The 12,397-nt window shown below is 66.2% G+C and carries 10 protein-coding genes; 5 read left to right on the top strand and 5 right to left on the bottom strand.

Translation table 11 applies throughout. The features are described 5' to 3' along the window. Positions 1-93 precede the first annotated feature (93 nt). Positions 94-1,245 carry a class I SAM-dependent methyltransferase gene (locus V6M89_RS12585; protein WP_332853487.1) on the bottom strand — a complete coding sequence of 384 codons (1,152 nt, stop codon included), beginning with the start codon at positions 1,243-1,245 and terminating at the stop codon, positions 94-96. A gap of 130 nt (positions 1,246-1,375) precedes the next feature. Here V6M89_RS12585 and V6M89_RS12580 point away from each other — a divergent pair, with 130 nt between their 5' ends. From V6M89_RS12580 to ttcA, 3 genes are read left to right on the top strand one after another with little or no spacing between them, the layout of a single operon-like run. Further along, positions 1,376-2,164, top strand: a complete 789-nt coding sequence (locus V6M89_RS12580) for an SDR family oxidoreductase (protein ID WP_332853486.1) — start codon at positions 1,376-1,378, stop codon at positions 2,162-2,164. Positions 2,165-2,195: 31 nt separating this feature from the next. Beyond that, complete coding sequence (locus V6M89_RS12575) at positions 2,196-2,597, top strand: dihydroneopterin aldolase (protein ID WP_332853485.1); 402 nt, start codon at positions 2,196-2,198, stop codon at positions 2,595-2,597. Beyond that, on the top strand, positions 2,594-3,517 hold the full coding sequence (gene ttcA / locus V6M89_RS12570) for a tRNA 2-thiocytidine(32) synthetase TtcA (RefSeq protein ID WP_332853484.1): 924 nt from the start codon (positions 2,594-2,596) through the stop codon (positions 3,515-3,517). The genes V6M89_RS12575 and ttcA overlap by 4 nt, the downstream gene beginning before the upstream one ends. A 38-nt stretch (positions 3,518-3,555) precedes the next feature. Here ttcA and V6M89_RS12565 read toward each other — a convergent pair whose 3' ends face one another. The 3 genes from V6M89_RS12565 to V6M89_RS12555 all read right to left on the bottom strand — a co-directional run bounded on the left by V6M89_RS12565 (position 3,556) and on the right by V6M89_RS12555 (position 7,932). Further along, entirely contained in the window at positions 3,556-5,337 is a 1,782-nt protein-coding gene (locus V6M89_RS12565; RefSeq protein ID WP_332853483.1) for a M14 family metallopeptidase, read from the bottom strand. An 87-nt stretch (positions 5,338-5,424) separates the two neighbouring features. Next, complete coding sequence (locus tag V6M89_RS12560; protein ID WP_332853482.1) at positions 5,425-6,960, bottom strand: S41 family peptidase; 1,536 nt, start codon at positions 6,958-6,960, stop codon at positions 5,425-5,427. 60 nt (positions 6,961-7,020) lie between these two features. Beyond that, entirely contained in the window at positions 7,021-7,932 is a 912-nt protein-coding gene (locus V6M89_RS12555; RefSeq protein WP_332853481.1) for a LysR family transcriptional regulator, read from the bottom strand. Between the two features lie 111 nt (positions 7,933-8,043). Between V6M89_RS12555 and V6M89_RS12550 the strand changes: the two genes are divergently transcribed. Together V6M89_RS12550 and V6M89_RS12545 are read left to right on the top strand one after the other, a co-directional pair. Then, positions 8,044-9,267 (top strand): MFS transporter, encoded by a 1,224-nt coding sequence (locus V6M89_RS12550; RefSeq protein WP_332853480.1) that lies wholly within the window; start codon positions 8,044-8,046, stop codon positions 9,265-9,267. Positions 9,268-9,356: 89 nt separating this feature from the next. Continuing rightward, positions 9,357-9,617 (top strand): hypothetical protein, encoded by a 261-nt coding sequence (locus V6M89_RS12545; protein ID WP_332853479.1) that lies wholly within the window; start codon positions 9,357-9,359, stop codon positions 9,615-9,617. Here the strand turns inward: V6M89_RS12545 and V6M89_RS12540 are convergent. Next, positions 9,614-12,310 carry a TonB-dependent receptor domain-containing protein gene (locus V6M89_RS12540; protein ID WP_332853478.1) on the bottom strand — a complete coding sequence of 899 codons (2,697 nt, stop codon included), beginning with the start codon at positions 12,308-12,310 and terminating at the stop codon, positions 9,614-9,616. The genes V6M89_RS12545 and V6M89_RS12540 overlap by 4 nt on opposite strands. Positions 12,311-12,397: the final 87 nt, after the last annotated feature.

Genomic DNA, 12,397 nt, shown 5'->3' with positions numbered 1-12,397 from the left:
CATTCATCATAGCCGATCTGGCGCGCCGCGACTCAGCGGCTCAGCGATCAAGCACGGATTAGCCTTGCTGTTTTGATCACTGTAACATTTAATCTACAGGCGGTGGCTGCGGTCCTGGGCGGCTATGGCGTCCGGCAAGACAACGTTCTTGCCGATCACCAGCACCTTGAACAATTCCCCCATCTCCGCCGGCGACAACAGCTTTTGCAGGGCCTTGGCCTGCGGCAGATAGCGCAGCGCGTCGGACGGATCGGTGCGCAGCAACAGGTCGCCGGCGCCGGCGCCGATCAGGAAGCCGGCCTGGTTCAGGTAGGCCAGCACCTCGGCGCCCGCCTCCTGCGCCGCCAGCGCCATCGCCGTGAAGTCGACGTGGGCGGTAATGTCCTGCAAGCCCGGATAATAGAACGGGTCCGGGTGCGAGTGATGGCGGTAGTGGCACATCAGCGTGCCGGTGGCGCGCTGGCCCAGGTAGTACTCGTGCGCCGGAAAGCCGTAGTCGAACAGGAAGGCGGCGTTGGCGCGGCCGTTGCGCAGCATGCGCGCCAGCGTCGCCATGAAGCCGCAGGCCACGCCGTGCACCTCGGTCACGTAGCCGACCGGCAGGCTGTCGTGCTCCTGGATTTGCAGGTCGATCTGCGCCTGCAGTTCGGCGCCGGCCGGCGTTTCCAGATAATCGAAGCGGCCGTCGCGCACCGTCACCTGCAATTCCTGCCAGCCTTGCGGGTGCTTGGTGACCAGCTGGACCGGCATCGCGTCGAGCACCTCGTTGCCGACCACCACGCCGTCGAAGGCGTCGGGGAATTCATCGAGCCACTGCACGTTGGGGAAATCGCGCAACTTTTCCTGCTGGCGCGCGCGCAGTTCGCCGGACAGCTCGACGATGAAATAACGCTCGATCGCCACCCCGGCGACGGCCATCTCGGTCAGGATGTCGAAGGCCAGCTTGCCGGTGCCGGCGCCGAATTCGAGGATCTGCGGCGCGCTTTGGGCGATAATAGCGGCTGCGGCCTGCGCCACCGCCGCGCCGAACAGCGGCGTGAGTTCGGGCGCGGTTGTAAAATCGCCATCTTTGCCTAGTTTGGCGGAGCCGCCGCTGTAGTAGCCCAGATCGGGGGCGTACAGCGCCAGTTCCATATAGCGGGCGAAGGAGATGGCACCGTCGTTGCGCGAGATTTCGGCGGCGATCAGGTGCGACAGGGCGTGGGACGCGGCCAGCGCGTCACTGGAAGGTACAGGTAGGGACATAACCGGCATTGTAGCGAATCGGCGCGCCGGGCCGCCAATAACAGATGTAACGTCCTTCCCGCGCAGGCGGGAATCCATGCTGAGTATGGGTTCCCGCCTGCGCGGGAACGACACGTTTTCTCAAATAACCATGACGACAGCACAGCACAATTCATCCACCTCCGCCGCGCCAGTGGCGCTCGTCACCGGCGCGGGCCGCCGCATCGGCCGCGCCATCGCGCTCGGACTGGCGCGCGCCGGCTGGGACGTGGCGGTGCACTACCGCGCGTCCGAAGCCGAGGCGCGCGAAGTGGTCGCCGCGATCGAGGCGCTGGGCCGACGCGCCGTCGCCCTGCCCTGCGACCTGGCCGACGAAGCGGCCGTGCGCGCGCTGCTGCCGCAGGCGGTGGCCGCGCTGGGCGCGCTGCGCTGCGTGGTCAACAACGCCTCGCTGTTCGACTACGACAGCGCCGCCGACTTCACCGCCGACCGGCTGGACGCCCACATGCGCGCCAACGTCGCCGCGCCGGTGATCCTGGCGCAGGCGCTGCACGCGGCCCTGGCTGCTGGCGAACAGGGGGTCGTCATCAACCTGCTCGACCAAAAACTGTACAATCTCAATCCTGATTTTTTGTCGTACACCCTGTCCAAGGCGGCGCTGCATGCCGCCACCACCATGCTGGCGCAGCAGCTGGCGCCGGCGGTGCGGGTGGTCGGCATCGCGCCCGGCATCACCATGGTGTCCGGCGACCAGACCGAAGCCGGCTTCGCCCAAGCGCACCGGCAAACCCCGCTGGGCCGCTCCAGCACCCCGGAAGATATCGCCGACAGCGTGGTCTACGCTGCCACGGCGCGCGCGCTGACCGGCACCACCCTGCTGGTCGACGGCGGCCAGCACCTGATGCCGCTGCCGCGCGACGTGATGTTTTTGGCCAAATAAATACTGAATACAATCGAGAAAAGGTAATCCTATGCTGTCCGCCCTGATCCACCCGCAACTGAACGACTGCCGCCGCCTGTTCCTGCGCAATTACGAAGTGCTGATCAACATCGGCGTCTATGAGTTCGAGAAGAAGGGCGAGCAGCGCTTGCTGATCAACGTCGACCTGTACATCCCGCTGGCCGTCTCGACCCCGGTCAAGGACCAGCTGGAAGAAGTGGTGGACTACGACTTCATGCGCGACTCGATCGCCAAGCTGATGGCGCGCGGCCACGTCCATCTGCAGGAAAGCCTGTGCGACGACATCGTCAGCGCCATGCTGGAACATCCGCGCGTGCGCGCGGCCCGCGTATCGACCATGAAGCCGGACGTCTACCCGGACTGCGAAGGCGTGGGCGTGGAAGTATTCAAGATCAAGAAGGAAACCGTATGAACGCAGTACTCGACAACGTAGCCGCAGCTACCGGCAAGTCGGCCGAGAAGATCGCGCTGGAGAACAACAAGCTGCACAAGCGCCTGTGCCGCCTGGTGGGCCAGGCCATCGGCGATTTCAACATGATCGAAGACGGCGACAAGGTCATGGTCTGCCTGTCCGGCGGCAAGGACAGCTACGCGCTGCTGGACATCCTGATGACGCTGCGCGAACGCGCGCCGATCAACTTCGAGATCATCGCCGTCAACCTGGACCAGAAGCAGCCCAACTTCCCCGACCACATCCTGCCGGCCTACCTGAAAGAACTGGGTATCCCGTTCCACATCGAGAACCAGGACACCTACAGCATCGTCAAGCGCCTGATCCCGGAAGGCAAGACCACCTGCTCGCTGTGCTCGCGCCTGCGCCGCGGCATCCTGTACCGCGTGGCCGATGAACTGGGCTGCAACAAGATCGCGCTGGGCCACCACCGCGACGACATCCTCGAGACCTTCTTCCTGAATATGTTCTTCGGCGGGAAGCTCAAAGGCATGCCGGCCAAGCTGGTGTCCGACGACGGCAAGCACATGGTGATCCGCCCGATGGCCTACGTGAAGGAAGAAGACAGCGAGCGCTATGCCGCGGTCAAAGGCTTCCCCATCATCCCGTGCGACCTGTGCGGCTCGCAGGAGAACCTGCAGCGCAAGCAGATCAAGGGCCTGATGCGCGAATGGGAAAAGAAATTCCCCGGCCGCGTGGAGAGCATCTTCTCGTCGCTGTCGACGGTGGTGCCGTCGCACCTGATGGACCGCGACCTGTTCGGCTTCAAGGACATCAAGGCCGACGGCCAGGCCAATCCGCTGGGCGACATCGCCTTCGACGAAGAACCGTGTTCGACGCCGACCACCGTGCCCGGCATCATCCCGCTGCAACAGGGCTGAACGGCAGCCGCCAGCACCGCTGGCGGCGGTCCTGGCAACTAGTACTTCAGCGCCGTGCGCATCACAGGGTAAAGGTTGTAGCGCTCATCCCACGATGCGTGGCGGCGCGCGAAGAACTCCAGCCGCTTGGCCTGGCTCTTGTTGAACTCCGCGTCGCCGTCGAGCTTTTTCTGGAACTCGGCGCGCAGCGCCGGATCGGCTTCCAGCTGGTCGCGCGCCACGTCCTCCGCCACATACTCCTCCATGTACTCCTTGCGCTCGAAGGCGTTGTTGAATTCGCCCCAGGCCAGCAGCGAATCGGCGCCGCGCGGCTCCAGCATCGTCATCACCAGGCGCGCCTTCGGCTGCGCGATCGGCACGAACAGCGCGCCCTTCGCCACGCTGCGGCGCTCGCGTCCCCAGTCGCCTTCCACCGCCAGCGATTGACGGCCCTCGAACGACTGCGCGCCGAATTTGGTCTTGGTCGCGCGGAAGGTCTCCACTTCGGCCGACATCAGGTCCGCCGCCACCACCTTGAAGGCGATGCCGTGCAGTTTCAGCTTGGCGCCGACGCGGGCCGCATCGGCCAGCGGCACCAGGTAGCCGCCCTTGGGCGCGGCGATCTTCAGGTCCGGCACCACTTCGTCGCGCAGCGGCAGGGTCCAGGTCTGCGGCTTGGTCTCGTCGTAATGCGTCATCAGCCCGCCCGACACTTCCGAATAGGTGCGCGTGTACTCGTAGCCGGGGAACTCGATGGTCTTGGCGTTGAAGGTGGTGCGGTAGCTGATCGGGAAATCGGCGCCGGCCATGGCGGCGGCGCGCACGTCGGCTTCCTGCGCCATCTTCTGCCATTCCTTGCCGTGGGCGGCGACCTGCGACAGCAGCGAGACGATGGTGTTGCGGGTGATGCGCACGCGGGTCGGGTAGTCCTTCCACGAGTGGGTTTCGACCAGCATCGCGAAGCGGTTACGCATCGGGAAATAGCCGGACGAGAAGCGCGCCGTCGCCATGCTGTCGACGAAGCCGGAGCTCGGGTCGTCGTCGGTCGCGAACGAAATGTAGTACGGCTTGGGATCGGAACCCTGCGCCTTCAGGTCGGCGATCACCGCCGTTTGCAGCGCCAGGCCGGCCCGCTTCAACTCCTCGTCGCCGCCGTGCACCGGCTCGACCTGGATCGAGACGTCGGGCTGGAACTTGGCGCCGTCGGTGACGTGCAGGTCGATATAGGCCAGCGGATCCCAGGCGTTCACCAGCGCCAGCATGGCCTGCATTTCCGGCGCGTCGGCTTTGACGTAGTCGCGGTTCAGGTTGTAGTTCTGCGCCGTGGTGCGCCAGCCCATTTCCACCGGGCCGCGCTGGTTGGGGCGGTTCCATTTGCCGAAGCGCTCATGGCCGTCGACGTTGAACACCGGGACGAACAACAGCACCTGCTTGTCCAGCGCGCCCGGCGCGGCCTGGTTCTCCAGCGCCTCGCGCAGCGCCAGGAAGCCGGCGTCCTTGCCGTCGATTTCGCCGGCGTGGATGCCGCCCTGCACCAGCAGCACCGGCACGCCGCGCTTCTTCGCCTGTTCGGCGCTCAGCGCGCCGGTGCGCGAGACGGCCAGCGCCAGCATCGGACGGCCTTCCGGCGTGCGGCCGAATTCAAAGCAGCGCACCTGTTTCGGATACGCTTTCTGGAAGCGCCCGCACAGGTCGACGACTTCGTCGTAGCGGCCGGTGTTCTGGAAGCCGGAGCGTTCGGAAATCGTCGTCAGCGACGAAGCGGCGGAGGCGGAATTGGCGGCGGCGCCGGCCAGCGGAGCGGCGGCGGCAAGGGCGAGCAGTAGTGCGGGACGTATCATCAGCAAGGCTCCAGAAAGCGCCGATGCGCTGGCAGGCATCGGTCGTGTCGAAAATTATAGTCGGCTTTGCGCGCCGGCGCACCGGACCTATCGATCGGCCGGGACGATGGCGATTTCCTTCGGCGGCAAACGTGTCATCACCTCCGGCCGCGCCGGCGCACGGGCGGCGCTGCCGCCCTGGCGCAACGCCGTCGCCGCCAATGCCGGACTGGCGCAGGCCTGTCCACTGCGCAGGCGCAGGGCTTGCGCCAGCATCCCCTCGGCCGGATCGCCCAGCGCCCGGCCAAGATCGTCGGCGGTGGCGCAGCTTGGCGCGAAGCCTTCTTCGAAGTCCGACTGCCCCTTCTGGTTGACGCTCTTGTACTGCACCATGAAATAGGTGGTGCCGCAGTTGGCGATCGGGATGAATGCGTAGGGTTTGCCGCAGGTCTGGCCGCCGACCAGCGTCACGTCGATGTCAATACCGCGCAGGCCATTGATCAGCGCCTCGCTGGCCGAGCAGGTGCCGGGGCCGGCGAGTATGGTCACCCGCTTCAGGTCCAGATGCGGCAGCGGCGTCACCACCGGCAGCGGATGCTGGACGCTGACTTCCGTCATCTTCGTGGTGAAGGACAGGGGGCGGCCGGGGCTCAGGCGGCCGTTGGTGCTGTACTTCAGGAAGATTTTTCCATCGGTGGCGGCCGGCCCGGCAATCATGTAGGCCAACTCGCTGGCGATGGACAACAGCCCGCCGCCGTTGTAGCGCAAGTCCAGCACCAGATCGGCGACGCCGGCTGCCTGCAGCGTGCCGATCGCCTGGTACAGCTGCCGTTCCGCCGGCGAATTGTGGGTATTGAAGGTCAGGTAGCCGACCTTGCCGGCCGGCGTATCGATCACCCGCGTGTTCTGCACCGAGGCGACCGAAACCTGGCTCGCCGCCATGACGGCGTCGAACGAGGCGCCGTCGCGCCAGAAGGTCAGCGTATGGCGGTCGCCGGCTTGGGCGGGATACAAGGCCGCGTTGAAGCGCGCCACCGCGTCGGTATCGTTGCTGTTGATGAAGTCGGCGCCGTCGATCATGATCAGCGCGTCGCCACGGCGCACACCGGCGACGGCGGCGGGCGACCCGGCGTCCACGATCGCCACGCGCCAGGAACGCGGCGCCTTGGTGAGCCCGACGGACCAGGTCAGCCCGTAACCCAGCTCGACGCCGCTGTTCAACGCTTCCCAGGTCTCGGTGGGATAGGTGAAGTGGAAGCGGTCCTTGGGGTGGCCGGAGGCGGTCAGCAGCGGCGTCTTCAAGGCATTGAACCAGGCCAGCGTGGAGGGGAATTCGGTGGCGTTCAGCGCCGGCACTTCGCTGTTCCACAAGTAGGTCTCTTCGGTGACGGCGCGCAGGAAGCCCTTCTCGTCGGCCTGCGTTCCCGGCAGGTTCTGGATATGCCCGGGATGCATGACTTCACAACGGTTCTCCAACGCCGACGAACTGCCGGGCGCCGCATCGGCATAGACTGGCGTCGGCGTAGGCGTTGGCGTGGGGTCAGGAGGCGGCGTGGGCGTGGGCACGGGGGCGCTGTCGCCGCCGCATGCGGCCAGCAGCACCAGCATGGCGGAGCAGGAAGCGAGTGTCTTGGTCAGTTTCATCGCCGCAGATTATAGTCGGCAAAACCGCCGCCGCCGCGGCGATTACAGATTGCTTACAAATTAATTCCGCAGGTCCGGGTTGTCCCGGAACAGACCCGCCATCCACTCGGCGAAGGCGCGCACGCGGGGCGACGCCATGCGTCCCTGCGGATAGACCAGCGACATCGGCATCGGCGCCGGCAGCGTGTCGGCCAGCACCTCGACCAGCGCGCCACTGGCCAAGTGAGGACGCACCTGGTAGCGCGCGGCCTGGATCAGGCCCATATCCTGCAAGGCGCAGGCGATGTAGGCGTCCGGATCGGTGACGGCGATCACGGCGACCGGTTCGGCCACGAACACGCGGCCGCCGACCAGATAGTCCCACTCGAAGGGGCGGCCGGTGCGGCCGGAAAAATGCATCACACCGCGGTGCTGGCCCAAGTCCCGCGGCGTGCGCGGCACGCCGTGGCGCGCCAGGTAGGCCGGCGACGCGCAAGTGAGGAACTGCATGTCGCCGAGGCGCCGGCCGATCATCGCCGAATCCGGCAGCGCGCCCACCCGCAGTGCGCAATCGATGCCCTCCTGCGTCAGGTCGGCCATGCGCTCGGCCAGGCTGACCACCAGCTCGATGTCCGGATAATCGCGGCAGAAGCCGCCGATATGCGGTATCACCAGATGGCGGCCGACGGCGCCCGGCAGCTCGATGCGCAACTTGCCTTTGGGTCGAATCGCGTGCTGGCCGCGAAAGCCGCTTTCCGCATCCTCCACCGCCTGCAGGATCTCCAGGCACTTCTGGAAGTAGTCGGCGCCGTCGGGCGTGAGCGACAGGCGGCGCGTGGTCCGCTGCAGCAGCTGCACGCCGAGGAAGGCTTCCAGGTTTTTCAGCGTCGCCGTCAGCGCGGCGCGCGGCAGGTCCAGCGTTTCGGCGGCCTTGGTGAAGCTGTTGGCCTCGACGATCCGCACAAAGGTCTGCATGGCCTTCAGTCTGTCCACGATTGTTCACTTAATATGAAAAGTATAGGTGCATTATGCCCTGATTATCTTTGCCTGGCTTTTGTCTAGACTCTGCCCATACCCACTGAACCATTTACCCCAGGAGTCAACATGAGCAATCCCGCACAAGACGACATCAGCCCCGGCATGGTGTTGCTGCTGGCCGCCGCGACCGGCCTGATCGTCGCCAACCTGTACTACGCGCAAACCCTGGTCGGCCCGATCAGCGCCGCCACCGGGCTGTCGCCGCAGGCGGCCGGCCTGATCGTCACGCTGACGCAGATCGGCTACACCCTCGGCCTGCTGTTCGTGGTGCCGCTGGGCGACCTGCTGGAGAACCGCCGCCTGATCGTCACCGGCCTGCTGTTCACCGCCGCCATGCTGGTGCTGGCCGCGCTCAGCACCAGCGCCTGGATGTTCCTGACCGCCGCGCTGGGCATCGGCCTGGGTTCGGTGGCGGCGCAGATCATCGTGCCGTTCGCCGCCCATCTGTCGAAAGAGGAGACGCGCGGCCACACGGTCGGCAAGGTGGTCAGCGGCCTGCTGCTGGGGATCATGCTGGCCCGTCCCGCCGCCAGCCTGATCGCCGACGCCAGCAACTGGCATGTGGTGTTCGGCGGCGCCGCCGTGGTGGTGCTGGCGGTGGCGCTGGTGCTGCGCGCCAAACTGCCGCTGCGCGCGCCGGCCGCGCAGATCGCCTATCCGGCGCTGATGGCGTCCCTGTGGCAGCTGTTCCTGCGCACGCCGCTGCTGCGCCGCCGCGCCGCCTATCACGCCGGCCTGTTCGGCGCCTTCAGCCTGTTCTGGACCGTCACCCCGCTGATGCTGGCCGGCCCGCAGTTCCACCTGTCGCAGACCGGCATCGCGGTGTTCGCGCTGGTCGGCATGGCGGGCGCCGTGGCCTCGCCGATCGCCGGCCGCCTGGCCGACGCCGGCCACACGCTGATGGCGACCGCCGCCGCGCTGGTGCTGGGCGTGATCGGTTTTGCGCTGCCGCTGCTGGCGCCGCAGGTTCCGGAACTGCGCAACCTGGCGCTGGCGATCCTGGTGATTGCGTCGATCGTGCTGGACATGGGCGTGGCGGCCAACCTGGTGCTGGGCCAGCGCGCCATCTTCACGCTGGGCGCGGAAGTGCGCAGCCGCCTGAATGGCGTGTACTTCGCGCTGTTCTTCGCCGGCGGCGCGCTCGGTTCGGCGCTGGGCGGCTGGATGTACGCCACCCACGGCTGGCACGCGGCGCTGTTGACCGGCATGGCCTTCCCCGGCCTGGCGCTGCTGTACTGGCTGACCGAGTATGCCGGCCACGCGGCGGCGCGCGACAAGGCCCTGGCCTGAATGCGACATATTATGGCCTCTCAGCGCAAGTCAGGCCACGCCGCGGCTGGCAAGATGGAGTCCTCATCAACCACGAAGGAGATTGCATCATGCGAGCACAGGACATACTGCCGGACCACGTCAACACCGGAGAATTCAACGGCGTCACCGTCAGGAAGGGCACCGTCGGCGCCTTCCTGGCCAATGCCCGCACCTTGCAGGCGGCGGACAGCACGGAAAAAGCCCGCGACGAAGCGCGGGCCGACATCGTCGATGCGGTGCCGGCGATGGCGGCACTGGGCATGTTCGATGTATTCGAGATCAGCGATCCGGCGCTGCGCGAACTGGTCGCGCAGCGCCGGCCGGCTTAGGAACCGAAGTGGTAGTTCAGCTCGACCCAGCCCTGGCGGCCGGTCGGGTTGTAGTTACCCACCGGGTAGTACGGCCAGCCGCCGCTGGTGTCGGGCTTGACCTTGTTGAACAGGTTGTTGACCGCCACCGACACCGTGGTGCGCTGGTTCAGGCGATACACGACGCTGGCGTTGGCCAGCGTGGTCGGCGACAGGAAGGCGGTGCCGCCCCCGTTGGGCACCTTGCCGTAGCGCTGCAGGAACAGCGTGTTCGACCAGTCGCCCTGGTTCCAGGTCAGGCTGGCATTGAGCTTGTCGCGCCAGTCGGAGTTGCCCAGGTCTTCGCGGTCGTCCCGCAGCTCGTCGCCGGAGAACTGGCGCGACTTGGCGCTCAGCGTCTTCGAATAATTGACCTTCGAAATCCACACGCCGTAAGCCTGGGTGCGCAGCACGTGCTTGGCGCTGACGTCGATCCCGCTGACGCTGGTCGACGCCGCGTTGATCGGGTTGACCAGGATTTCCTTGATCTCGCCCGGCTTGTTCAAGGCCGTCAGCGGATTGCGGACGATGCGGGCGATGGCGTCGGCGCAGGTCGGCGAGGTCAGGTCGCCGCCGATGCGGCAATTCGATTCGTCGCGCAGCAGCTTGTCGGCGCTCAGGTTGGTGACCAGGTCGTCGATCTTGATGTTCCAGTAGTCCAGCGACACATCGAAGCTGGCGCTCGGCGACCACACCGCGCCCAAGCCAGAGGAACGGCCTTTTTCCGAGCGCAGGTCCTTGCTGCCGGACTGCACGTAGTTCGACCCCGGCGATACGTTGGCGAACTCGCAGGTGTCGACCGGCTGGCCGGCCTTGGCGCAGCGGTAGTAGTCGGTGGTCGACGAGTAGTAGCCGGTGCCGCGCGCCTTGTAGATGTAGTTCATGTCCGGCGCGCGGAAGCTGGTGGCATGGTTCGCGCGCAGCAGCAGCCGCGTGGCCGGGCGCCATTCCAGGCCGGCGTTGTAGGCCAGCTTGCCGTCGCTGCGGCCGGCGAAACTGTAGCGGTCATAGCGGGTGGCCACGGTGGCGTCGAGTTTCTCCAGCAGCGGCACATTCGCCTCCACGCCCAGCGCATAGCGCTTGCGGGTGCCGGCCGTCACGTCGGACGGCGTTACCGTGTTGAAGTAGCCCTGGTTGATGCGCGGGTCCGGCGTGTTCGAGAAGCCCTGCTTGCCCAGCTCCGCCACCGTCGCCAGCTTGACCGGACCGGCCGGCAAGTTGAACACCTCGCCGTTGGCGCTGAGGCTGACGGTGTTGGTCCACGATTTGTCGTTGCTGACCGCAGTGCCGGTGATGCTGTCGAATTCCGCCGGCGTCAGGCGCTTGCTCAGGCGCGCCGGATCGGGCGCGTAGATCGGTACGCCGTCCGCGTCCACACCCAGTTTGGGGCCGAGGAAGAAGCTGTCGATGTTGGCCAGCGCGCGCGGCGTATGGCTCTCGCTCTTGTACAGCGAGGCCGTGTAGCCGGCCTCGTACTGCCAGCTGGTGCCGGGGATCGCGCCCTTGGCGCCGAACGACAGCGACGCGGCCTGGTCATCCCAGCTGCGGTTGTAGCGCTGCACGCCGCCGATTTCCTCCGGCGAGATGTAGCGGTTCCAGGCCTCGTTGGTCTTGGTGTTCTGGTTCCAGAAATAGGTGTCGGCGGTCGCCACCGAGGTCCACGACGGACCGCGCGTGTTGTTGGCGCTGCGGTTCTGGCCATACAGCGCCTCGGCGAACAAGGTGGTGGAAGGCGACAGCTCGTAGTTGGCGCTGCCGAACAGGTTCTGGCTGCTGTTTTTGGTCTGCGTGGTCCAGTAGGTCGGCGCCACTTTCGGGCTGGCGCAGTAGCTGCCCGCCTTGGCGGTGTACTTGACGGTGCTGCCGCCGAACAGGTCGCCCAGCTTGGCGCAGGTGTCGCCCGGATCGATGTACTTGCCGGTGTCGACGTTCTTGCGCCACAGCAGAGGAGTCGGCGCCACGCCCACCTTGGCGCTCATGAATTCGCGCTCGCGGCTCCACAGCGGATCGCGTTCCAGGAATTCGGCGCTGAACAGCGTATTGAGCTTGCCGTAGCTGTCGCCGCCGGTCAGCTGCAGGCGCTGGTCGCCGCCGCCGCCGCGCGTGGTGCCGCCGGCCTTGAGATTGACGTCCAGGCCACTGGCCTTTTTCTTCAGGATGATGTTGACCACGCCGGCGATCGCGTCCGAGCCGTAGACGGCGGAAGCGCCGCCGCTGAGGATCTCGATGTGGTCCACCACGCTCGACGGGATGTTGGCCAGGTTGGTGAAGTTGACCGTGCCTTCGTAGGCTATCGGGAAGTCCGCCAGGCGCCGGCCGTTGAGCAGCACCAGCGTGTGATTGGGCCCGAGGCCGCGCAGGCTGATGGTGTTGGCCGACGGCGTGAAGGTGTTGCCGAAGTCGGCGCCTTGGGTGAAGCCGCTGTTCTGCGTCAGGTTGCTGAGCGCATCGAAGACGTTCTTGTAGCCTTGCTTGGTGATGTCCTCGCCGGTGATGACGGTGACGGCGGAAGGTCCTTCCAGGCTGGCGCGCGGAATGCGCGAGCCGGTGACGACGACGGCAGGCGGCGCAGCGGTGACTGCGGCCGCCTCCTGCGCCAGCGCAGGGTCGGCAGCGCCGCACAGCAGCGCGATAGCGCCCGCCGCCAGCGGCTTCAATTCAAATTTTGTTTTCATTGAGATGATCCGGGGTAAGAAAAGGATGCCACCTTATCAAGCCACGGATCAAAGCTGAACGAATGATTTCTTCCTTACTTATGCATT

Source organism: Duganella sp. S19_KUP01_CR8, from assembly GCF_036688705.1.
GTDB lineage: Bacteria > Pseudomonadota > Gammaproteobacteria > Burkholderiales > Burkholderiaceae_D > Rugamonas.
The sequence above is the reverse complement of the archived record's forward strand: the minus strand, read 5'-3'. Positions and strand labels throughout refer to the sequence as shown.